Consider the following 24,375-nt stretch of genomic DNA (forward strand, 5'->3'; position numbering starts at 1 on the left):
TAGGAGGATGTTCATGGCGAACGACAGCAAGACATGGCGGTGCGGAAAGTACGAGCTCAGCTTTGACCGTCCGCGCATCATGGGCGTCCTCAACGTGACGCCCGATTCGTTTAGCGACGGCGGGGAGCACTTCGACCCCGATGCCGCCATCGAGTACGGCCTGGCGATGCTCGATGCCGGCGCCGACATCATCGACGTGGGCGGCGAGTCCACACGCCCTGGTTTTACCCCGGTCAACCCCGACGAGGAGGCTCGCCGCGTGCTGCCCGTGGTGCGCGCGCTGGCCAAGGAGGGCGCCATCGTCTCGATCGACACGCGTCATGTGGCGGTTGCCAAGGCGGCCGTGCGCTGCGGCGCCTCGATCGTCAACGACGTGACGGGCTTCACCGATCCCAAGATGGTCGAGTTTGTTAAGACGAGCACCTGCGGCGTCATCGTGATGCATGCCGGCGAGGTCGCCGCGCCCGCACGCGCGCACGCAACGGTGCAGCTCGATACCTCGGCAGCGGCGTTTGTTGCCGAGAAGGCGCGCGAGGCGGCTGCCGAGGCCGCGCGTGAGGCCGAGAAGCCGGCCCGCCGCCGTCGCGGCAAGTTGCTGGGCGAGCCTAAGCCGGAGGCCAAGCTTCCGGGCGGCGTGGTGCAGCCCTCACTGCCGTTTGGCGAACCGGAGCCCACGTCCGAGCCTGCAACCGAGCTGGGGCAGGAGACGCCGGCCGCCGAGCAGGCTGCTGCCGCCGAGACCGTCGCGCCCGCGCCCGAGGCCGCGCCCGCAGCCACCGAGGCCGAATCGGAGTCCAATGACCGCCTGGCCGCCATGATGCGCCGCAGCGCCCGCCGCGAGGAAGCCTACGTGCCCACCTCGCAGCTCCGCCGCTTCACCCTGCCCGATTCGGCGCCCATCATGCGCCGCGTTATGGGCTTTCTGTCCGACCAGGCCCGCACGCTCATCCATGCCGGCGTGTCGCGCGACCGCATCTGCATCGATCCTGGCCCGGGCTTTGGTAAGTCGGCTAACGAGGATATCGTCATCCAGCGCGAGACTGCCAAGATGGCGTCACTGGGCTATCCGCTCATGTGCGCCGTGTCGCGCAAGCGCTTTGTGGGCGCCGTCTCGGGCGTGACCGAGGCCGCCGAGCGCGATGCCGCTACGTTTGGCGTGTGCCTGGGCGCCATCCAGGCCGGTGCCAACATCGTGCGCGTGCACGACGCCGCGGGTTTTGCGCAGTTCCTGAACGGTTACTGGGCGGTTGCCAAGCCGCAGCCGCGCCGCGCGTTTGTGGCTGTGGGCTCCAACCTGGGGCATCGCTGCGACAACATCCGCGCCGCACGCGAGATGATCGCCGAGATTCCACTCACCTGCGTGTCTAACTCCTCCAAGATTTACGAGAGCGAGCCTGCCTACGAGACGCGCCAGGACGCGTTTGCCAACGCCGTCATCGAGATCAAGACCGAGCTGGCGCCGTTGGTGCTGCTCGACGAGCTTATGAAGATCGAGGCTGAGCTAGGGCGCGACCGCTCCAAAAAGGCCAAGGCCAACGGCCCGCGCACCATCGATCTGGACCTGCTGTGGATGGACGGCGAGACCCACGGCGGCAAAAAGCTGCGCCTGCCGCATCCGCTGATCGGCGAACGCGACTTTGTGCTGGTGCCGCTCGAGGACCTGATGCACGACCCGGCGCGGTTCTTCCGCTACAACGGTGTCGAGGTCAAGGAGCCCGAGGACCGCGTGGGCCATATCGTGGGCGAATTGGGGCGTATGTAGATGATCGAGATGAATGCTGTTGCCGCCGGTACCGAGCTTGACGCCGCGCGCGACGCGGGCCGCGAGGGTGCGTCCGCGGGCTGGTGCGCTTGGAGCGCGGGCGATGCTTCGCTGAGGTTTTCGCTGATCGTGCGCCCGGACGTGAACATGCATGCCTTCCACGGCCTGCCGTTTGTGGCTGCGATGGGCATGATGGACGCGCTCGTGGGCACGGCTTCGACGCCGGGGTTGGGCCTTGCCGGTAAGGTGGGTATCCAGTGGCCGAGCGATATCGTGTGCGGTGCGCCTGCGTTTGAGACGTCGCTCGCGCGTGTTGCCGTGAACGGCGGTGCCGCTGCTGCGGGCATGTTCGGTGCCGTGACGGTGGATATTGAGCGTTCGGCGCTGGGCGAGCTTGGTGTGGACGTGGCTGACGAAGCGCTGGTCGAGACGCTGGCCGCCGCCGTGCTGACCCGTGTGGATGCCTGGGCGGCTGTTGCCAACACGCCGCAGGGCGCCGCAGGGCCGCTGGCTCCCGTGCTGGGCGAGTACTTCGACATGGTGCCGCTGCTGGGCCGCCAAGTTGCGGCGGTGTCGCCCAACGGCCTGCCGCTTGCGGTCGGTGTGTTTGCAGGCCTGGACATCTGGGGCCGCGCGACCATTAAGACCGATGCCGGCGAGCAGGAGTTTCCGCCCGAGGCCGTACGAATTCGCGGGCTGTAGCGCGGGGCGTTCGCGCCCAAAGATAGACATGACAACAAGACCCTCCTCGGCCTGTGCCGGGGAGGGTTTCGCCTATCTGGGGAATGGGTTGCCAGCGCCCTATTCCTCAAAACTGAAAAATTTTCGTTTTTGAGGAATAGGATTAAGGCAGCTCGGCCTTTCGCGAGGTATATTCGCTACAGAGCCTATTCCTCAAAACTGAAAAATTTTCGTTTTTGAGGAATAGCGATAAAAGACCGCGAGGAGGCCCCAATGAAACTCATCAATAGAACGTCATATATGGACACGTTGACGAGCCTTATTGGCGTGCCGGACATCAAGGTCATAACGGGCATCCGCCGTAGCGGTAAGTCAAAATTGCTCGAGGCCCTCCGCGATTACGTGGAGGCAAATCTGTCCAATTCGAATGTCATCCATATCAACTACAACCTCGATGAGTTCGAGAATCTGCTCGAGTATCACGCGCTGCTCGCCTATGTAAAAGAGCATCGAGTGTCCGGCAAACAAAACTTTCTGCTTATCGATGAAGTTCAGATGTGCGACGGTTTTGAGCATGCGATCAACAGCCTCCACGCATCCGAGCAGTACGACATATTCATTACCGGATCGAATGCCTTTTTGCTGTCGAGCGATCTGTCGACGCTCTTTACGGGGCGTACGTTTGAGATCGAGGTTTTCCCATTCTCGTTTGAGGAGTATCGACTCTATGGCGACGAGGGCGAGGTCGACCGCGACTTCGATGAGTACGCGAGAACCGGCGGTATGTCCGGCTCCTACCCTTATTCACTGCAGGAGCAGCGTTATCAATATCTCTCCAATGTCTTCAAAACGCTCATCGTGAGAGATATCGTGCAGCGGCATAACGTGAGAAACGAATCGGCGCTGCTGCGCATTGCCGATTACATGATGGACAACGTATCCAACATAACGTCGGCACGTAACATTACGGATATTTTGAACGCGGATGGGCTAAAGATAACGAACAAGACGGTCGGCACGTACATGGGGTACCTGTGCGATGCGTTTGCCTTCTATAAAGTTCGTCGGTACGACATCCGCGGCAAAAAATACCTTAAGAGCGGCGAGAAGTATTACCTGGCAGACCACGCGTTCAAATACGCGCTGCTCGGTACACGTGATATGGATTGGGGACGCGTATACGAGAACATGGTGGCAATCGAGCTGCTGCGCCGCGGATACGAGGTATACGTCGGCGTGCTCTATAAAAAGGAAATAGACTTTGTAGCAATCAAGCGAAGCGAGAAGCTCTACATTCAGGTGAGCGACGACATCAGCTCGGATAAGACATTTGAACGCGAGATTTCACCACTGCTGAGCATTGGCGACGCGTACCCCAAGATGATTCTCGCCCGCACGCATCACGAGGCCACGGACCGCAATGGGGTGCAGATCGTGGACCTGGCGAGGTGGCTGTGCGACGAGGCCTAGCAGAAAGCCCTATTCCTCAAAACTGAAAATCTTTCGATTTTGAGGAATAGGGCCGATGCGTTGCCTAGTTCGCCGCTCGCGCTCGTGCTCGACTTAAGCCCCTGTCCTATCCCAGCTCCTGCATGCGGCGGTAGATTTCGCAGATACCCTTGATGGTGAGCTGTCCGTCGACCACGTCGAAGGCATCGGTCGAATCGGCGACGATGCTGGCGAGACCGCCCGTGGCGATAACGGTGGCATCCTCGCGGCCCAGCTCGCGCTTCATGCGCGCGACCAGGCCCTCAGCCATGGCGGCGGCGCCCGTTACGGCGCCGACCTTGATGCACTCCTCGGTATCGCGGCCGATGGCGTGCTCGGGCGCCTCGAGCGGCACGCTGGCGAGCTTGGCGGCACGGGCGGCAAGCGCGTCCATGGAGATGCGAATGCCTGGCGCGATCGCTCCGCCAATGTAATAACCGTCCTCATCGATGACGTCGATATTGGTCGCGGTGCCAAAGTCCACCACGATTGCCGGCGCGCCGTAGAAAGTCTCGGCCGCAACGGCGTTGGCGACGCGATCGGCACCTACGGCCTGGGGGCGCGCCGCGCGCAGCTTGGTCACCGCGGCCGTCTGCGGCCCGATGACGATGGCGTCCGCGGCAATGCGGTCGGCCACGGCGTGCCACTCGCGCGAGAGCTGCGGCACCACGCCCGCAAAGGCGATTGCGTCGACCGCATCGAGCGAAAGGCCGTACATCTTAAAGAAACCCATCAGGCGCACGTGGATCTCGTCGGCGGTATAGGAGCGGTCGGTGGGCATACGCCACGACTGCACCAGCTCGTCTCCGTCAAACAGGCCCATGGCCGTCTGCGTGTTTCCCATATCGATAGCGAGCAGCATGTCTACTCCCGGTGTTGGCATAAAAGGACGCGCACCATTGTATACGCGCCGTCGACGGCGCTCGGCCGCGATTCGTTTACGGTGATAGGGGCTGAGGGGTTTTAAATATGAAGGAATTATGCTCTACGAGATTTTCCTTGCCGTTTACCGAACTCCCGCGTAATATTCTTTCTTGCGCACATGAGGCGCCCAGACATTGCGGGGTGGAGCAGTCTGGTAGCTCGCCGGGCTCATAACCCGGAGGTCGTAGGTTCAAATCCTGCCCCCGCGACCAAGAACTTGCAGCTCGTCGGCCTAGCCGGCGAGCTTTTTTTGTTATTTCGGGACCGTGTTTTCGGTCCAATTCTCGGCCTCTCAAACAAAATCTCGATCTGTAACATCTAGACCCGATTTGGGCGGCTAGGTGTTACAGATCGAGATATACCGGTGGGTTGGGTCGTGTTTGTCTAAATCTGTAACACGAGGGACGGATTTTGCCGAGTTGTTGTTATAGATTGAGATTTTCTAGCAGGCGGGTTTGGTTTGTCTCGATCTGTAACAGGTAGGGGTCAAAAGTGGGCCTAGCTGTTACAGATCTAGATTGTTGAGGATGGGCCGAGAGGAATGTCTCGATCTGTAACAGTAAGACCCGGTTTTGTCGCGTAACTGTTACAGATTGAGATAAACCGACGGGCTGCCCCGCCCATCCCCATCCACCTGCCGCTACCTGCTGTCCGCCGATTTCCGTTGCGCTGCTGTATTCCCATGCCATATCCTCTAGATAACTACGCGGCATCATCGCCGCCGCGCCTACAAGAGAGGAATGTCCATGACCACACCTGCATCCAAGCTGCTCCAGCCCATTACGGTTGGCCCCCTTGAGCTCAAGAACCGCATTATGTTTCCGCCGCTGACCACCGGCTACGAGGAGCGTGACGGTTCCATCGGCGAGCGCAGCCTGGCTTTTTACGAGCGCTTGGCCCGTGGCGGCGTGAGCTACATCGTCATCGGCGACGTCGCTCCCGTCATGACCGCAAGCCCCACGCCCAAGCTGGCAACCGACGCCCAGATCCCCACGTTTAAGGCGCTGGCCGACGCCGTCCACAAGCACGGCGCCAAGGTCGCGCTGCAGCTGTTCCACCCCGAGTACGATGTGCCCGGTGTCGGCCGCATGGTCATGGGATCCATGGCCGCCGCCAAGGCCGCGCAGGAGGCCAAGGCCGCCGGCGACGAGGAGACCTTTGCCGCCAAGATGGCCGAGTCCAACGAGATCCGCAACCAGGCCTACGCCAAGCTGCATCACGACATGCAGCACTTTGTGAACGAGGCGAGCGTAGAGCAGCTCACCCAGATCAAGGAGGCCATCGCTGCCTCGGCCGCTCGCGCACAGCAGGCCGGGATCGACGCTATCGAGGTCCACGGCGACCGCCTGGTGGGTTCGCTGTGCTCGGCCATCCTCAACCAGCGCACCGACGAGTACGGTGGTTCGTTCGAGAACCGCGTTCGCTACGCGCTGGAGGTCGTCGCCGCCATTAAGGAGGCCGCGCCGCAGCTGATGGTGGAGTACAAGCTCCCCGTGATCATGGAGAACCCCGACGGCACGCCGCGCGGCAAGGGTGGCCTGCAGCCCGACGAGGCCTGCGAGTTCGCCAAGCTGCTCGAGGGTACGGGCATCGATATGATTCAGGTCGCACAGGCCAACCACACCGGCAACATGGGCGACACCATTCCGCCCATGGGCGCCATGCCCTACAACTGGACGCTGCCCGTGGCCGAGCGCGTCAAGGCCCTGGTCTCCGTGCCGGTGGCAACCGTCGGCCGCGTTGTCTCGGTTGAGGCCGGCGAGAAGATTCTGGAAGACGGCGCCGCCGACATCATCGCCTATGGCCGCTCGCTCATGTGCGACCCCGACATTGCGCTGAAGGCCGCCACGGGTGAGCCCATCCGCGAGTGCCTCAACTGCAACAAGGGCTGCGTCGATGCGATTCAAAACCGCAAGTACATCTCGTGCGTGCTCAATGCCGAGAACGGCGATGAGGCAACCATCGCCATTAAGCCGGGCGAGGGCGACAAGAAGATCGCCGTGGTGGGCGGCGGCATCGCCGGTCTGGAGGCCGCGCGCGTGGCGGCCAAGCGCGGCTACGACGTGACCGTCTACGAGGCGAGCGATCATCTGGGCGGCCAGATTGTGCTGGCGGCCGCGCCTCCGCGCAAGGACGAGATCATGCGCTCGGTCGAGTACTACGAGAAGATTCTGCCCGGCCTGGGCGTGAAGGTCGAGCTCAACCATGCCGCTACCGCTGAGGACCTCAACGCCGCCGACGCTGCGATTGTGGCCGTGGGTGCACACGACGTGGTCATCCCCGTTCCGGGTGCCGATTCGGAGAAGGTCGTCTCGAGCTGGGACGTGCTGGCCGGCAAGGTGGAGCTCAGCGGCCGCGTCGCCGTCATTGGCGGCGGCCTGGTGGGCACCGAGACTGCCGAGTACCTGCTGCAGCACGGCTGCGAGGTGGCGATCGTGGAGATGCTCGACAAGATTGCCGCGGGCGAGTCCGAGACCATTCTGCCGCTGATTATGAGCGACTTTGCCGAGCACAACGTGGAGCAGCACGTGAAGACCCGCCTGACCGCCATTACCGATGAGGGCGTGGAGGCCGTTCGCACCGCCGAGGACGGCGCCGAGGAGCCGGTGAAGATCGCCTGCGATTACGTGGTGATGGCCGTGGGTTCCAAGGCCAACGCGTTTGACCTGGACGGCGTGACGGTGCCCGTGACCTGCGTGGGCGACTGCTCGGGCGAGCGCACCGCCGACATTGCGAGCGCCATCCGCACGGCGTATCACGCGGCCAACGAGTTGTAGTTGAACATCGCGGCGGGACGGGGCGGTAGCACGGATCCGTCTCGCCCGGCTGTGTCCCGTCGGGTGTCAACCGGTGCGGGGCCTGCAAGCGCAGCAGGTCCCGCCCTTTTTGTTTTGCTCCGATGAATGGCAATGCGCGGTAATCATGAGGAGTGAGGACGTCTACTGCCTTGCAGATCACTCAAAAATATTGGGGGAGGGGTTAATAACTATATCCTCTATACCAAAGGACATAAAGAGATGCCAATTTTGTTGACAAGCGAATGACGATTAGCTGCGAGTCAGCTACCAGCGTAAATAATCGATAAAGAAATGTCGTAATTTGGTGCCAAATGCCCAGATAACGCCGCGTCTATTTTAATTAACTGCTTTGAGCAAACAGTAAAATGCTACTATCTAACTTGCACGTAAGAAAGCAGATTAACGGCTAAGGCTAAGAAGTGGCAGGTATGTCGGAAGCAACTAGGACTCGCACGCATGCGCCCGAGGTTAGGCAGCGCGCCGTCGAGATCCTCCAAGAGGGGGTCGGTCATCGCGCTCTCGCCGCGGAGCTTGGCATTCCCCAGGCCACGGCTCGTCAGTGGGCCCGCGCGTATGCCGTGGGCGGTGCCGACGCCGTTCTCAATGCCGGTTCGCATCATCACACCTATTCGTACGACGTAAAGCTCGCTGTGGTTAAGGACCGTCTGGAAAACGGCTTGACGGTTCGCGAGGCCATGATCAAGCACAAGATTCCCAGCGAGTCTTCGGTCAAGGCTTGGTGCCGTCAGTACCGCGAGAGCGGTGAGGCCGCACTGGTCGATAAGCCGCGCGGTCGCAAGCCGCGCGTTAAAAAGGCGGAATAGCAAACGGGATGGTGCGCCCACAGGGGCGCATTTTTCTTGCCGCGCCAACTTTTTGGACCGGCGCGAGCCTGTCGGGACATTCTCCAAAGTGGCCAATAAACTGCGCGCAGTGGCCCGCGTGCCTGTCGCTGCGATAGGGGGGCGTCGCCCCACTGCTCCAAAGCGGACGTGCCCTTACCCCGTACGCCTAAAACTCCCCAGTTGACCGAAAACCTGCCGCCGCTGCTCCTCAATTGAGCTATAACGTTAAACAATTGCAGCGTTTTTGCATGGGGGAGTGATGGTATGACGCTACTGTATTTCCTTACCCTGTTTCCGCTGGTACCGGCGCTGGGCATGCTGCTCGCGCGCGGTGACCGCGCCCGCGATGCGGTGGGGCTTGTAGGCTCCGGCATTATTATGGCGGTGACAGTTGTAGTCGCCGTCTTGTTTTTTGGCACGGGTCCGCAGAGCTTTGAGGTTGCCCCCGGCACCTCGCATGTGCTCTCGATCATCAGCTCCGCCATCGATGCCATCCTGTGCGCCGTCATCCTGTACAACGCGTATAAATATAGGAACGCGCTCACCACGGTGCTCGGCATAGTCCAGCTGGTGGGCTCGCTCGCCTTTGCAGCCATGACGCTGCCCGCGGCCGAAGCCGTCACGGCGACGCCGCTCTACCTGGACTACATGAGCGTGATCATGGTCCTCGCCGTCGGCATTGTCGGCAGCCTAATCTGCGTGTATGCCCTGGGCTACATGAAGGACTTCCAGGCTCATGACGAGCACGAGGCCGCGCTGCGCGGGCAGACCGCGCCCGACCGTCGCCCGCAGTTCCTGGCGCTTATGTTCCTGTTCCTCTCGGCCATGTTCGTCATCGTGACGAGCGATAACCTTGAGTGGCTGTTCTGCGGCTGGGAAATCACCACCGTGTGCTCGTTCCTCATGATTGGCTACACGCGCACGCCCGAGGCCATCAAGAACGCCTTCACCCAGATCATCCTTAACATGCTGGGCGGCATCGCGTTTTTGGCCGGACTCATGTTCCTGCACGTTAACGGTATGCCGTTGACCATCTCGGGCATGATCGAGCTTTCCGGCGCCGGAACCGTGCAATCCGCGCTACTGGTGATGCCGGTCATCCTGTTGTCGCTCGCCGCGCTCACCAAGGCCGCACAGATGCCGTTCCACACTTGGCTGTTGGGTGCCATGGTTGCCCCCACGCCCACGAGCGCCCTGCTGCACTCGTCAACCATGGTCAAAGCCGGCGTGTTCCTGATGGTCAAGCTGAGCCCGCTCTATGCCATCTATCCCGTGACCGGCTTTATGGTCACGAGCGTGGGCGCCATCACGTTTTTGCTCGCTGCCCTTATGGCCATCTCGCAGAGCAATGCCAAGCGCGTGCTCGCGTACTCCACCATTTCCAACTTGGGCCTCATCAGTGCTTGCTTGGGTGTCGGCGCGCCCGAGGCCGTATGGGCGGCCATCTTCCTGATCCTGTTCCACACGGTGGCAAAGTCGCTGCTGTTCCTGTGCGTGGGCACGGCCGAGCATCATATCGGCAGCCGCAATATCGAGGACATGGACGGTATGTTCAGCCGCATGCCGCACCTGACGCGCCTGATGATGCTGGGCATCATGGGCATGTTTGTGGCGCCGTTTGGCATGCTCGTGTCCAAGTGGGGCGCTCTGGTGGCGTTCGCGCAGACCGGCAACGTGCTCATGATCATGGTGCTTGCCTTTGGCTCGGCCGCGACGTTCTTCTTCTGGGGCAAGTGGCTTGCCAAGCTTTCGGGCGTCGACCCCACGGCTCAAAACGTTGAGGGCAATGTCCATAAGACCGAATGGATGGCCCTCAACACCATCGCCGCGCTGCTGATTCTGTGCTGCGTGGCGTTCCCGGTTATCTCGAGCGGTCTGGTGTCGCCTTACTTGGCCATGGTGTTTGGCCGCGTGCCGTACGTTATTGGCAAGGACGCCATGTACCTGATGGTGGTTATCGTGGCGTTTATCGCCGTGGTGCTGCTGACTTCATTCCGCGTGAGCAACAAACCGCACGTCAACGTGTACCTTTCGGGCGTGGGGACCGACAAATATCGCCATTTCCGCGGCTCGATGGGACACGAGGTGAAGGCCGAAAAGCGCAATTGGTACTCGGAGGACGCCCTTGGCGAGAAGCGTATTGGCCCCGCGGGTAGCGTCGTGTGCTGCAGCATTATCTTGTTTGCGCTGCTGTGTTGCGCGTGGATTGGGCCCGAGCGACTTGCCATGAGTGCGCCCTCGGTGCTGCGCGGCAAGTATTTTGAAGGTTCGGGCGTCGTGGGCATTTTTATTGGCACCGTGGCATTTGCCTTACTGGCGCCGCTTGTGGGCGGCCTGATCGACGGCGTTGACCGCAAACTTTCGGCCCGCATGCAGGGCCGCGTGGGCCCGCGCCTGCTCCAGCCTTTCTACGATGTGGTCAAGCTGCTGCGCAAGGCCCCCGCCAGCGTAAACACCATGGACGATACCTACATGGCGTGCGCGCTCATCTTTACCGTGGTGGGCGGCGGCATCTTTGTGTCGGGTTCCAACACGCTGTTGTGCGCTTTTATGGTGACCCTCGCTGCGATCTTTGTGGTGTTGGCGTCCGCCTCGACGCAAAGCCCGTTTGCCCAGGTCGGCGCCGACCGTGAGCTGCTGCAGGTCATGAGTTACGAGCCCGCCGTTTTGCTGATGAGCGTGGGCCTGTACCTTGCCACCGACAGCTTCGATTCCATCGCCGTGACGGGGCAGTCGGCCCCCATCATCGTGTACAGCGCGCCCATTTTCCTCGCGCTGCTCGCGGTGCTCACCATCAAGCTGCGCAAGTCGCCGTTTGACCTTTCGTACTCGCATCACGCGCATCAGGAGATCGTCCAGGGCGTCGCCACCGAGATGAGCGGCGGCACGCTGGCCAAGATGACCCTTATGCACTGGTGCGAGACCGTGCTGTTTTTGATGTGGGTGGGCATGTTCTTTGTTTGGGACAACCCGGTGAGCTGGGTCGTAGCCCTGGTCGTGATGGCTGCGACGTATTTTGTCGAGGTGCTGATCGACAACACCTTCGCACGCAGCACCTGGCGCAGCTGCTTTAGGCTCGGATGGGGCGTGGCGCTGGTGTTTGGCCTGCTCAACCTTATGCCCATCCTCGTCGACGTTTTTATTTAGGAGGCGGCATCCATGGATCATAAAATGTCGCGCTCGCCGTGGGTTATTCATTACGACGGCTCGAGCTGCAACGGATGCGATATCGAGGTGCTAGCCTCGCTCACGCCACTGTTTGATGCGGAGCGCTTTGGCGTGGTCAACACCGGCAACCCCAAGCATGCGGACATCTTTTTGGTGACGGGGTCGGTCAATGCCCAGAACCTGCCCGTCGTGCGCCAGATTTACAACCAGATGCTCGAGCCCAAGTGCGTGGTGGCGTGCGGCATCTGCGCGTGTTCGGGCGGCGTGTTCCGCGATGCCTACAACGTGATCGGCGGCGTGGACCGCGCGATTCCCGTGGACGTGTACGCGCCCGGGTGCGCCATTCGCCCCGAGACGGTGATCGATGCCATCGTGGAGGCGTGTGGCATCCTGGACCAGAAGGAGGCCGTGATGCGCGCCGGCGGCGACCCGCTTACCGTGGGCGGTGCCGCTACTTGGGACGGTGGCGTTGAGCTGGGCGAGGACGGGTTTGTGGCTGCGGGGGCCGGGGCCGTCGCTGGTGACGCACCTGCCGCTGGTGACGCACCTGCTGAGAAGCCCGCCGCTGCAAAGGAGGCCGAGTAATGCAAAAGGCTATCTATACCACCGTCGGGATCGAGGAGCTCCTGTCGCATGTCCAGGCGCTTAAGGGCGTCGGCGCGCGCTTTGTGCAAATGCACGCCGAGCGCAACGTCGACGACGGCTCGTATCGCTTGGTCTATACGTTTATCAACGTTCGAGCTGCTCAGGAGCATATTGCGCAGGACGGCAGCTATGCGATCGAGAACCTGGTGGTTGAGGGCATCGACCAGTACCAGGAGATTCCGTCCATCAGCTCGTACTATCCGGCGGTATTTCCGTTTGAAAACGAAGCACACGACCTGTTTGGCCTTGCCATCACCGACATGCAGATCGACTTTAAGGGCTTTTTCTACCAGGTCTCGACTGCCGAACCCATGAGCGTTATCACGCCCGAGGTGAAGGTCGCGCGCGAGAAGGCCATGAAGGTCCGTGCCGCCGCCGAGGCCAAGGCGCGCAAGGCCGCGGCCGAGAAGGCCGCCGCGGCTGCGGCTGCTGCAGGGGAGAGCGCTGCGAGCGCCGGCGATGCCGCGGGCTCCGATGCTCAGCACGATGAGGCTGCTGCGAAGGCCGCGCTCAAGGCTGCCGAGATGGAGGCAAAGCTCGCTGCCATGGATCCCGAGAAAGCGGCCAAGGTCCGCGCGGCGCTTGCCGCCAAGGCCGCCCGCGACAAGCAGAAAAAGGAGGCGTAAGGTCCATGGCTCATCGCTCCGTAATTCCGTTTGGCCCGCAGCACCCGGTGCTGCCCGAGCCGCTTCATCTGGACCTGGTGATCGAGGACGACCGCGTCATCGAAGCAATTCCGCAGATCGGCTTTGTGCACCGCGGACTCGAGAAGCTCACCGAAAAGCGCGATATGCATCAGTTTTGCTATATCGCCGAGCGCATCTGCGGCATCTGCGCCGTGGGCCATAGCTGTGGCTACGCTAGCGCCTGCGAGCGCATGCTCGGCATCGAGGTGCCTGGTCGCGTGCAGTATATCCGCACCATTCTGCATGAGCTTTCGCGCATTCACTCGCACCTGCTGTGGCTGGGCCTGCTCGCCGATGCCTTTGGCTTTGAGGCGCTGTTCTATCGTTCGTGGACGCTGCGCGAGCAGATTCTCAAGATCTTTGAGAGCACTTGCGGCGGTCGCGTGATTCTGTCGATTAACGAGATTGGCGGCCTTAAACACGACATTGAGGATTCCGAGCTGGCGGGTATTGTCCAGACGCTCGACGCTATGCGCCCTGACTACGAGGCCGTGGTGCATACGTTTTTGGACGACAACAGCTGCGGCGAGCGCCTGCATGGCGTGGGCGTGATCAGCAAGAAAGACGCGCTGGATCTGTCGATGGTCGGCCCGTTCGGCCGCGCCTCGGGCGTGGATTACGACGTGCGCATGTTCGGCGACGGCGCCTATGCGGATCTGGCCGCGTTTGAGCCCATCGTTGCTACCGATGGCGATTGCTATGCCCGCTGCCAGGTGCGTTGCGCCGAGGTCACGCAGGCCATGGACATTATCAAGGAGCTTGTCGGCAGGATTCCGCACGACGGCATCGGCGGGCGTACCAAGCTCACACCGGCCGACGGCGCGCGCGGCGAGGTTGTGATTGAGCAACCGCGCGGCGAGGCGTATTACTATGTGCGCGGTAACGGCACCAAGAACCTGGACCGTTTCCGCGTGCGCACGCCGACGTCGCAGAACCTGGCGGGTCTGACGCATGCGCTGCAGGGCGTGCTCCTTGCCAACGTGCCCATGATTATCCTGACCATTGACCCCTGCATTAGCTGCACGGAAAGGTAGGCGCGGCATGAGTTTACTGACATTTGCCAAGACGGCCTTGGGTTCTATGGTCAAGCAGCCGGTCACGGTGTGCTATCCGCAGGAGAAGCTCGCGGCACCCGAGCGCCTGCGCGGGCATATCGTTAACGACATGAACGTGTGCATCTGCTGTGGCATGTGCGCGCGCCGCTGCCCGGCGGGCGCACTCGCGGTCGATCGCAAGGGCGGAACGTGGTCGATCGACCCGTATGCCTGTGTGGTGTGCGGCGAGTGCATCGAAAGCTGTCCTAAACACTGCCTGAGCATGGACACCGCCCGCACTCCGGTTGCGGCGGACAAGACTCCCACGGTAGAAACCAAGCCGGAGTAGCGTTTGGATGGGGCCGGTGGGGCAAAAATGCCCCACCGGCCCCGCGCGTGAACGCGCGGTTGGGCCGCCACGAACAAAACTATGCCGGTTTACGGAGCTGGATAGCGAACCTCCGACCATACGGAAAATCCCAAAAACAAAACCGACGCTCCTATAAGTTGTCAAGAGGCAGTTTGCGGGAGCGCTCCCTGCAATTCGCACAGGAGCTCGTAGTACATCCTCTCCAGTCTCGTCGACCGCCGTGTCCCCCGTTCCAGGTGACCGAGCGCGGCCGCGGACATGCCGAGCCCCGCTGCGGCCTGCCTCTGGGTCACCCGCATCGCCTTGCGCATCTTCGCGAGCTCGGGCCCTTCCGGCGCGGCGCCGTCGGGGTTCGGGTCCATGAGCACGCGGTACACCTCCCGCGCTATGTAGCGCTTCAGGCAGCGGATCGCCTCCCTCCGGGACTTCCCCTCGGAGGTCCGCCTCGCCACGTACCTCCTCGTCCTCTCGTCGTACGCCATGCGCTTGATCGCGATCTCGTAGAGCGCCCAGTTCGCCTGCCGGTTGCCGCCGCGGTTGAGCCTGTGCCGTTCCGTCTTCCCGCTCGACGCGGGGATCGGCGAGGTGCCGCACAGCATCGAGAACGCCGCCTCGCCCTTCAGCCTGCCGGGGTTGTCGCCGGCGGCCACGACCAGGGCGGCCACGACCAGGGCGGCGGCGGTCGTCGTGCCGCAGCCCTCGACGCCGAGCAGCGCGGGCGCGTTCGCCTCCAGCAGCGCGCGGATGCGCGCGTCGAGGGATTCGACCTGGCTGCGGGCCTCCTTCCAGACCGCCGCGACGGACCGCAGCGAGGCCAGCACGCTCTCCTCGAGCGCGCTGGCCGCCTTTCTCCCGCGCGCGAGCAGCGGCATGAGGTCCTTCGGCCGCTCGCGGCCCCTGAACCGCTCCCTCAGGGCGCTCGGGGCCGTCGTGAGCATCGACTTCGCGCAGGCCACGCAGGACGTGGACGTCGCGACGGCCAGCCTGCGCGCGACGTAGAGCTGGCGTACCGCCTCGACCCAGCCGTCCTGCGACTTCGGCACGGAGCACCCCTTCCCGGACGCCGCCTTGCGCGCCGCGCGCTCGGCGTCCAGCGGGTCGCTCTTCCCCTCGCCGGGCCTCGCCTTGTCCCTCTTGGGCCTGAGCACCTCGACCACGTTGTACCCGAGCTCCACGAGCCTCCTCGTCAGCCCGGCCCCGTACGACGCCGTGCCCTCGACGCCGACGACCAGGCAGCCGCCCGGGTCGCCTATCGCCTCCGCCAGCCTGTCGTAGCCTTCGGGGTCGGCCCTGAAGCTCCCGCTCCGGATCTTCCTCCCGAGGCCGTCGAGCAGGCACAGGACATGCACGTCCTTGTGCGTGTCGACGCCCGCGATGACCGTTTCGCCTTCCATTTTCGCTCCCCTCGGTCTGCCGCCTGCCCCGCGCCCGGGTCTCCCAGACATTGCACTGACGGGAGCGCTGCAATCCAATTGGCTTGTCCGATTGTCCGCGCTCATGCTCCTATTAGGTCATGGCAGGACTCCGGGTCGCGGAAGCCGGGGCGAGACAGGTCGGATTTGAGGACGGCCGAAGAGGCGTCAGCAGGTCAGTGGGTCATCGCCCCGGCTTTCAGCATCAGGGTAGCGCTGCGACGCGGAAATCGCGCGCTGTCGCCGCGCCCCGCAGTGCCCGCTTCCCCCGAGAACAATTATCAGTGCAGGTAGAACGCCTGCGGTTTTTCAAAAAATGAGGGTATGGATGAGGGTCCCGACTTTAGCCCCGTAATCCGGCATAGTTTTGAAATGGTACCATATCCGTAACAGCTTTTGATCTTCCGTGGACGGAGGAAAACGGATCATTTTGGCCTGTTGGCTCCGAGTCGCACCCGTTTTCCTGCAAAAACTCTCGTGTCTCAACTTTGGTGAGACATTTGTCTCACGCCCAAAATCAAATCTGGAACGTGTGTCACCTGCCCTAATTGTGTCTCATTTCGTAACTTTAGGCTGATGCAAGGTCTGAGACCGCGAGAAGGGAGACACGATGGGTAAGTACACGAGGGGCCTCTTGGCGGTGATACTTGCCGTAGTGCTGGTATTGCCAGCTGCAGCATTTGCCATGCTGCCCGAGGCCAACGCCAGGTCCAGCACCGGAATGGACGGACCGGTCATGACCGGAAAAACGGTCGTCGACTACGACACCAGCAACCACTGGAAGTTCTGGGCCGGCGGCTATAACGGAAAGGAAATAACAACTCAAAACGTCGGCCGAATCTGGACCGACAAGACGGTCAGGGCAGTCGAGAACGGGGATTCTGATTTCCTGACCACGCTGTCTGCTATCTCTTCGACATCCGATACGACGGTCTCCGGCAAGCCGCTCGACATCGTGCTGGTGTTGGATGCCTCTGGCTCGATGAGTGATCCTATGGGCGACGGAGACCCCATCAAGCGTATCGATGCGCTGAAGACGGCTGCCAATAGCTTTATTGACACCATCGCCAAGGAAAATGCAAAGATTTCGGACGAGTCCAAGCAGCATCAGGTTGCCGTCGTTAAGTTCTCGGGCAATAAGTCCACCACGGTCGGAAATGACTATTATCGTGATGATGATGGGTACACCTACAACTACTCACAGACCATGATGGGCCTGACCAATTGTTCTGAAGCCAGCGCGACTGAACCCGGCGCAACTGATCTTAAGAAAACAATCAACGCAATTAATCCTGCCGGTTCTACACGCGCCGACTATGGCTTGCAGCTGGCTGATGAGGTATTTTCGTCTGGTCGCGCCGACGCCAAGAAGATTGTTGTCTTCTTCACTGATGGTTCACCTACGAGTTCTAGTGGGTTCGAGAAAAAGGTTGCCAATAGCGCCGTCAACACCGCCAAGAAGATCAAGGGTAACGGCGCCGACATTTATGCAATCGGTATCTTTAGCGGCGCAAAACCCAGCGACGTTCCCACAGCTGAGGGCATAAGCAACGAGAATAAGTTTATGCATGCCGTGTCGAGCAACTATCCTGCCGCCTCATCCAGTATTTCTTTCTGGGGCGAATGGACTATCAACTTTGGTGCGCGCGCAGAAAACGCCAATTACTACAAGTCGGCAACCAGCGCCTCTGAGCTCGAGAAAATCTTCGAAGAGATCTCGGGAAGCATTATCCAAGCTGGTTACCCGACCGAAGTTCACGGCGGTTATGGCGAGCATAAGTCTGGCTACATTACGTTTACTGACGAGCTGGGCGACTTTATGCAGGTCGACAACTTTACGTCTGTCGTGTACAACGGCGAAACGTTTGCCAAACCGGCAATAAAGACCGAGGGCAATGTCGACACCTATAAATTTACGGGTGCCGCTGCGAACTTGGTCATCACCGTTCAGCATACCGAAAAGAGCAAGCCCCGGACCGGCGATATCGTAACAGTCAAGATTCCTGCGTCGCTGATTCCGCTGCGCCACTTTAAGATCACCGATGGCGTTCTTACGGTCGACGATGCTGAGCCCATCCAGGTGAACTACACCTCGAGCGTTAAGAGAGACGCACTCGACAACCTGTTTACGCCCGAGAAGGTAGCGGGGCTCAAGGGCTACATCGAGAGCAATACGATCACCGCGGAGAACGGTTCCAAGACCGTGAACTTCTACGCGAACAAGTGGAATGGCGGCACGCTGGGCGATACGATTGCGAACTTTGAGCCCGCCGATTCCAACCGTTATTACTATTTCCAGAAGCAGACTCCCATTTATGTGGATAAGAACTGCACAACGCCTGCGACGGGCTCGCTGGCTGCCGAGGGCATCTATTACTACAAGGATGAGTTCGAGGCGAAAGGCACAGACAGTAAGGTCGAGCCCCGCACAGCTATTATTGAGTTTACCGGTGGACATGCCGCGCAGTTTGAGGGCGCAATCGTGCGCGATGCGAGCGGCAACCTGTCGTTTAGTGAGGGAACCGCGCGACTGGCCTTTATTGACGAACTTCATACCACCAAGGAACTCGTGGGCGGCAACCCTACTGGTACCGCGGCCGACGTGCTCAATCCCAAGTGGAATAACACGTCTGCCAAGTCGGACGCCACGGAGGTTGACGTTCACCTGGGCAACAACGGCAAGATCAGCTTTAACGTGACGCCGGCAACGGTGGATACCAAGACGAGCTTTGGCCTGACCAAGGTGCTCGAGGGTCGCGAGTGGACGGATACGGACAAGTTTAAGTTTGAGCTCTCCGCGACGTCCGAGAATGACGCCCCGATGCCCGCACCCGCGACCGCGACTGTGACCAAGGCGAACCTGGATGACAAGGGCAAGGCGGCCATTAACTTTGGCGAGATCACCTACAACAAGCCGGGCGAGTACACCTATGAGGTCCGCGAGGTCAAGGGCGACGCCGGTGGCATCACCTACAGCAAGAACGTTGCCACGTTCAAGGTGACCGTGGCGGTTAAGGCCACGGGTGGGCTTAAGGCTGACGTTGAAAAGATCTCGGGCGAGACCGAGTTCAAGAACACCTATAGCGCCAAGACGGAAACCTCGCTGACTCTTGAGGCAACCAAGAAGCTCACGGGGCGCCCGATGGCCGATGACGAATTTAAGTTTGCGCTGAGCTATGCGGAGCACGACGAGGTTCTGCTGGATGCAACCAACAAGGGCGGCAAGGTTGAGTTCGGTCCGCTGACGTATACGACCGAGTCGCTTGCCAAGCTGGTCGAGGAAGAGAAGGCGTCGTTTGACGATAGCTCAGACAAGCCCACGTGGACCATTCGCTACACTGCTGCCGAGCAGACCGGCAAGCTGCCTGCGGGCGTGAGCGCTGCCGTGTCGGCAATTGACGCATATGTAACCGTTGTCGACAACGGCGATGGTACCCTGACGGCGACGGCTGACTACGGAGACGCCGGCAACGAGTTCGTGAACGCCTACACTGCCGCGCCTGCCGAGGCATCGCTTGTTGGCAAGAAGAATCTGCAGGTTCCTGATGGCCTGACCCCGGCTGACATTACCGGCAAGTTCACCTTTACCGTGACCGGTGAAGAGGGCGCACCCATGCCCGCGAACGCGAGCGTGACCAATGATGCCAAGGGCAAGGTCGACTTTGGCAAGATTACCTTTACGCTCGACGACCTTAACAAGGCCCTGGGCGAGAAGCCCGAGAAGCGCGAGCATACCTTTACCTACACCGTGACCGAGTCCGGCGAGGTCGCTGGCGTGACCAACGACGCCAAGCTGTCGCGCGAGGTTTCCTTCACCGTGACCGATGACAGCAAGGGCAAACTGAGCGTGTCCCGCAACCCGGATGGCAACGCAGCCTTTACGTTCACCAACACCTATAACGTGACGCCTGTCGAGACGAGCGTCACCGACCAGATCACCGCGACCAAGGTCCTGACCGGCCGCGACATGGCTGAGGGCGAGTTCTCCTTCGAGCTCGTCGAGGGCGAGGGCAAGGACGCCAAGGTCGTCGCCACCGGCAAGAACGCCGCCGATGGCAAGATCACGATGAGCGCCGTGAAGTACACCAAGGCCAGAACGCACACCTACACGCTGCGCGAGGTCAAGGGCAACGCCGGCGGTATCACCTACAGCGATGCCAAGTTCACCATCGAGACCACCATCACGGACAGCGGCGACGGTACGCTCAGCGCCACGCATGTTCTGAAGGACGTCAAGGTTGCCGAGTTCAAGAACTCCTACAACGTGACCCCCAAGAGCTCCAGCGTCACCGAGCAGATCACCGCGGACAAGGTCCTGGACGGGCGCGACCTCAAGGCTGGCGAGTTCCGTTTCGAGCTCGTCGAGGGCAATAACGTGGTCGCCACCGGTACCAACAATGCCGACGGCAAGATCGTAATGGATCCTGTCACCTACACTGCGGCTGGCGAGCACACCTACATACTGCGCGAGACCAAGGCCGGCACCACCGAAAATGGCATTACTTACAGCACCGCTGAGTACACTATTGTGACCACCGTCAAGGATAACAACGATGGCACCCTCAGCGTGGAGCACAAGCTGCAGAATGTTGACAAGGCGACCTTCGAGAACGCCTACACCGTAACCCCCAAGAGCTTCAGTGTTACTGATCAGATCACGGCGACCAAGGTCCTGACCGGGCGCGATCTCAAGGAAGGCGAGTTCTCCTTCGAGCTCGTCGAGGGCAACGATGTTGTTGCCACCGGCAAGAACGATGCCCGCGGCAAGATCAAGATGAGCCCCATCGAGTACACCGCTGCCGGCGAGCACACCTACACGCTGCGCGAGGTCAAGGGCGACGCCGGCAACGGCATCACCTACGATGGCAAGACCTACACCATCGAGACCACCATCACCGACAAGGGCGACGGCACGCTCGAGGCGAAGCATGTCCTGAAGGGCGACGGCGAGGCGAAGTTCAGCAACAGCTACAAGCCGAATCCTGGTGAGTTCAGCGTCACCGACCAGATCACCGCGACCAAGTCCCTGACCGGCCGCGACCTCAAGGAGGGCGAGTTCTCCTTCGAGCTCGTCGAGGGCGACAAGGTCGTCGCCACTGGCACCAACGACGCCAGCGGCAACATCACGATGGGCGCCGTGAAGTACACCGAGGCCGGCAAGCACACCTACACGCTGCGCGAGGTCAAGGGCGGAACCACCAGCAAGGGCATCACCTACAGTGACGCCAAGTACACCATCGAGACCACCATAACGGACAACGGCGACGGCACCCTCAAGGCCGAGCATGTCCTGAAGGACCTCACGGCTGCGACCTTCAAGAACACCTACAGCGTGACCCCGACCGATGCAGACCTCGACTTTGGCCTGAGCAAGGCTGTCGATGGTCGCGCTTGGACGGACTCCGACGAGTTCAGCTTTACCATTACCGCCGCCGAGGGCACCCCGCTGCCCGACCCCGCAACCGTGACCGTGAGCAAGAAGGACGCGAAGGACGGCATCGCCGCCATCAACTTCGGCAAGATCCGCTACACGGCTGCCGGAACCTACAAGTACGAGATCCGCGAGAACGCGGGCAATGCGGCAGGCATGACGTATGACGGACATGTCGCGACCGCCGAAGTGACCGTGACCGAGAACGGCGAGGGCGTCCTGACCGCCAACGTCACCAAGAAGGAAAGCGGACGTTTTACCAACACGTACCGCACTGAGCTCGATTACGCCGCGGCCGGCGGCCTCAAGCTCAGCAAGAGCCTCTCCGGACGTCCCATGACCGAGGGCCAGTTCACCTTTACCGTGAAGCCCGCCGACGAGGCTTCGGCCAATGCGCTCGGCCTGCTGCCCGGCGCCAACAACTTCCAGTCCCCTGCAACGGCAGAGGCGACGGTCGGTCTGATTGATATTCTGGCGGGCCATGAGGTCAAGTTTACGCAGGCTGACGCCGGCAAGACCTTCAAATATACCGTGACCGAGAAGAACGACGGCAAGCCCGGTTACACCTACGACAACGCCGAGCGCACGGTGACGATCGTTATCGCCGATGACGGCGCCGGTACGCTTACCGCTACCACGACCGTTTCCGGCGGTCCCGAGGGTACGCATACGACGGTCCACAAGAGCGGTGAGAACAAGGTCGAGAGTGCCCTGGTCCCGTTCCACAACAGTTACAGCGCTACGACCAACACGCCTGGTGGCACCGCTGCTCAGGTCGTTGCCACCAAGACTCTGACCGGTCGCCCGATGGCCGACGGCGAGTTCTGGTTCGGCATCGCCTATCAGGGTGAGCTTGTGGCATACGAAAACCTCAAGCCCAATATCGGCGGGCACGTGAGCTTTGATACGCTGCACTACGACACTAAGATGCTTGCTAATCTTGAGGCTGCTGGGCTTGCCCATCGTACCGATAAGGACGGTAAGCTTGCCTGGACCATTAACTACACGGCCTACGAAGATTTATTCGGGCTGCCGAATGGCGTTTCCGCTACAACGTGGAACTTTGGCTTTAAGGTTATCGTCGTCGACAACGGCGACGGTACCCTGACGGCAACGGTCGACTACGGCGGCGTCGAGCCCTTGTTCGAGAACGTCTACGGTGCCGAAGCCGTCGATGCCGCGCTCACCGGCACTAAGAAGCTCCAAGCTGCCGAGGGCCTGACCCCGGTTGACATCACGGGCAAGTTCACCTTTACCGTGACCGCCGACGAGGCTGGTGCCCCGATGCCCGAGCGCACGACCGCAACCAACGACGCGGCTGGCAACGTGGGCTTTGGCAAGATCCACTTTACGCTCGAGGACCTCAACCGCGCTCTGGGCGTGACGGACGATGCGACCGATAAGGCCGAGGCAGACGAAGCTGACGAAGCCGAGGCCAACGCCGGCGAGGCCGAGGTTGACGCCGACGCTGCCGACACCGACGAGTCCAACGACGAGTCCGAGCCCGCAGCCCCCACCGCTCCGCGCTCGCACACCTTTACCTACACGGTGACCGAGTCCGGTAGTGCCCCTGGTGTGACCAACGACGCCAACGCCATGCGCAAGGTTTCCTACACCGTGACTGACGACGGTACCGGACATCTGCGTGTCGTGCGCGAGGGCGACGACGGTGCTGCCTTCACGTTCACCAACACCTACGGCGTGGCACCTACCGATTCTTCCGTGACCGATCAGGTCAAGACGGTCAAGCGTCTGACCGGACGCGACCTTGCAGCTGGCGAGTTCACGTTTGAGCTGCTCGAGGACGGCGCGGTTGTCGCGAGCGGCACCAATGACGTCGACGGTAACGTTACGCTGAGCCCGATCCGCTACGAGGCGCCCGGCACGCACACGTACATGCTGCGCGAGGCCTGCCCCAACGCGCTCGGCCTGCACAAGGGCGTCACCTATGACGGCGCGACCTACACCGTCGTGACCACCGTCTCCGACAACGGCGACGGCACGCTGACCGCGACGCACAAGCTCGAGGGAACCACCGAGTCGGCTGGCTTTACCAACAAGTATCACGCCATGCCCACGCAGGTTTCCATCGGGGCCATCAAGGTGCTCGAGGGACGTGAGCTCAAGAAGGACGAGTTTAGCTTTAAGCTCGTTGGCGAGGACATCGAGTCTACGGTTACCAACGATGCCGACGGCAAGATCAACTTCGACAAGTTCGAGTACGACGAGCCTGGTACGTACGTCTACACCGTCAGCGAGGTCAAGGGCGACGAGGCCGGTATGACCTACGACAAGTCCGTCTTTACCGCGACCGTCAACGTGGTCGACGACGGTGAGGGTAACCTCAAGGCGAGCGTTACCTATACCAAGGGCGACAAAAGCGTCGAGGGTATCGTGTTCAACAACGCGTACAAGAAGCCCGAGACTCCTACGCCGGCACCCGATCCCGGCACGCCCAAGACCGTGACGAACATCGTCAAGACGGTCAAGGGTTTCCTGCCCACCACAGGCGACCAGCAGGCTGCCGCTCTGCTTATGGCATTTGTCATCGCCATGGCCGGCGTCGGAGCCCTGGTCTGGGGTATCCGTAAGCGCTAGGCACGTCGACAGCGCCCGGGGCCAAAAGGCCCCGGGCGGCCGGCGGGGAGCCAGAACATAGCCCCACCCCCAGCCCCAGCCGCCACGGAGGCATCTCCCTCCTCCGTGGCGGCGCTTTTGTGCGTTGGGGAGGAGAGCTCGCCACGAAATCGGCCCATCTACTACGTCTAACCCCTTACCCCCAACCATACTAAAAAAACGCCAAAACATAACCGCAGGTAGAACGCCTGCGATTTTTCATGAAAAGCGGGTATGGTCGGGGGTATCGGGTCAAACGTAGTAGATGGGCCGGTTTCGTGGCAAGCGGTTCCGGCCGATCTCTTGGGGACGGAGGAAAACGGATCATTTTGGTCCCGCGAGGCTTGCGGGAGCACTCGTGTAGGGCCGATCGAACAAAACTCTGCCGGTTTACGGGGCTGAGCCATGAGTTCCCAACCATACCGATATTCGTGAAAATAAAACCGCAGGTAGACAAGCCATCATTTGGCGGAAGCAATGGGTGTGGATGGGGGCCCTGAGTTTAGCCCCGTAAT

Annotated in this window: 13 protein-coding genes and 1 tRNA gene; 12 read left to right on the top strand and 2 right to left on the bottom strand. The window is 61.2% G+C overall.

The genetic code is table 11. From position 1 onward, the window contains the following. Positions 1-13: 13 nt before the first annotated feature. From folP to OIL88_02025, 3 genes are all read left to right on the top strand, one after another. A complete protein-coding gene (folP, locus tag OIL88_02015) occupies positions 14-1,762 on the top strand; it encodes a dihydropteroate synthase (protein HJI71150.1) in 1,749 nt (582 codons plus the stop codon). Further along, positions 1,763-2,464 carry a hypothetical protein gene (locus tag OIL88_02020; GenBank protein HJI71151.1) on the top strand — a complete coding sequence of 234 codons (702 nt, stop codon included), beginning with the start codon at positions 1,763-1,765 and terminating at the stop codon, positions 2,462-2,464. 252 nt (positions 2,465-2,716) lie between these two features. After that, positions 2,717-3,913, top strand: a complete 1,197-nt coding sequence (locus tag OIL88_02025) for an ATP-binding protein (GenBank protein HJI71152.1) — start codon at positions 2,717-2,719, stop codon at positions 3,911-3,913. Positions 3,914-4,019: 106 nt separating this feature from the next. Here the strand turns inward: OIL88_02025 and OIL88_02030 are convergent, their stop codons facing one another. Beyond that, positions 4,020-4,793 (bottom strand): type III pantothenate kinase, encoded by a 774-nt coding sequence (locus OIL88_02030; protein HJI71153.1) that lies wholly within the window; start codon positions 4,791-4,793, stop codon positions 4,020-4,022. Positions 4,794-4,990: 197 nt separating this feature from the next. Here OIL88_02030 and OIL88_02035 point away from each other — a divergent pair. The 8 genes from OIL88_02035 to OIL88_02070 all read left to right on the top strand — a co-directional run bounded on the left by OIL88_02035 (position 4,991) and on the right by OIL88_02070 (position 14,380). After that, positions 4,991-5,067, top strand: a tRNA-Met gene (locus OIL88_02035). A gap of 534 nt (positions 5,068-5,601) precedes the next feature. Next, on the top strand, positions 5,602-7,632 hold the full coding sequence (locus tag OIL88_02040; GenBank protein ID HJI71154.1) for an FAD-dependent oxidoreductase: 2,031 nt from the start codon (positions 5,602-5,604) through the stop codon (positions 7,630-7,632). Positions 7,633-8,081: 449 nt separating this feature from the next. Next, a complete protein-coding gene (locus tag OIL88_02045) occupies positions 8,082-8,477 on the top strand; it encodes a transposase (GenBank protein HJI71155.1) in 396 nt (131 codons plus the stop codon). A 285-nt stretch (positions 8,478-8,762) separates the two neighbouring features. After that, positions 8,763-11,645: a proton-conducting transporter membrane subunit gene (locus OIL88_02050; GenBank protein ID HJI71156.1), complete on the top strand. Its 2,883-nt coding sequence runs from the start codon at positions 8,763-8,765 to the stop codon at positions 11,643-11,645. Between the two features lie 12 nt (positions 11,646-11,657). Continuing rightward, positions 11,658-12,251, top strand: a complete 594-nt coding sequence (nuoB, locus tag OIL88_02055; GenBank protein ID HJI71157.1) for an NADH-quinone oxidoreductase subunit NuoB — start codon at positions 11,658-11,660, stop codon at positions 12,249-12,251. Further along, positions 12,251-12,937 carry an NADH-quinone oxidoreductase subunit C gene (locus OIL88_02060; GenBank protein HJI71158.1) on the top strand — a complete coding sequence of 229 codons (687 nt, stop codon included), beginning with the start codon at positions 12,251-12,253 and terminating at the stop codon, positions 12,935-12,937. The genes nuoB and OIL88_02060 overlap by 1 nt, the downstream gene beginning before the upstream one ends. A gap of 5 nt (positions 12,938-12,942) precedes the next feature. Next, positions 12,943-14,031 (top strand): nickel-dependent hydrogenase large subunit, encoded by a 1,089-nt coding sequence (locus OIL88_02065; protein HJI71159.1) that lies wholly within the window; start codon positions 12,943-12,945, stop codon positions 14,029-14,031. A gap of 7 nt (positions 14,032-14,038) precedes the next feature. Beyond that, on the top strand, positions 14,039-14,380 hold the full coding sequence (locus tag OIL88_02070) for a 4Fe-4S dicluster domain-containing protein (GenBank protein ID HJI71160.1): 342 nt from the start codon (positions 14,039-14,041) through the stop codon (positions 14,378-14,380). 161 nt (positions 14,381-14,541) lie between these two features. Here OIL88_02070 and OIL88_02075 read toward each other — a convergent pair whose 3' ends face one another. Continuing rightward, a complete protein-coding gene (locus OIL88_02075; GenBank protein HJI71161.1) occupies positions 14,542-15,795 on the bottom strand; it encodes an IS110 family transposase in 1,254 nt (417 codons plus the stop codon). A 628-nt stretch (positions 15,796-16,423) separates the two neighbouring features. Here OIL88_02075 and OIL88_02080 point away from each other — a divergent pair. Then, on the top strand, positions 16,424-23,842 hold the full coding sequence (locus tag OIL88_02080) for a VWA domain-containing protein (protein HJI71162.1): 7,419 nt from the start codon (positions 16,424-16,426) through the stop codon (positions 23,840-23,842). Positions 23,843-24,375 lie beyond the last annotated feature (533 nt).

The organism is Coriobacteriaceae bacterium (assembly GCA_025992855.1).
In the GTDB taxonomy this organism is placed as follows: Bacteria; Actinomycetota; Coriobacteriia; order Coriobacteriales; family Coriobacteriaceae; genus Collinsella.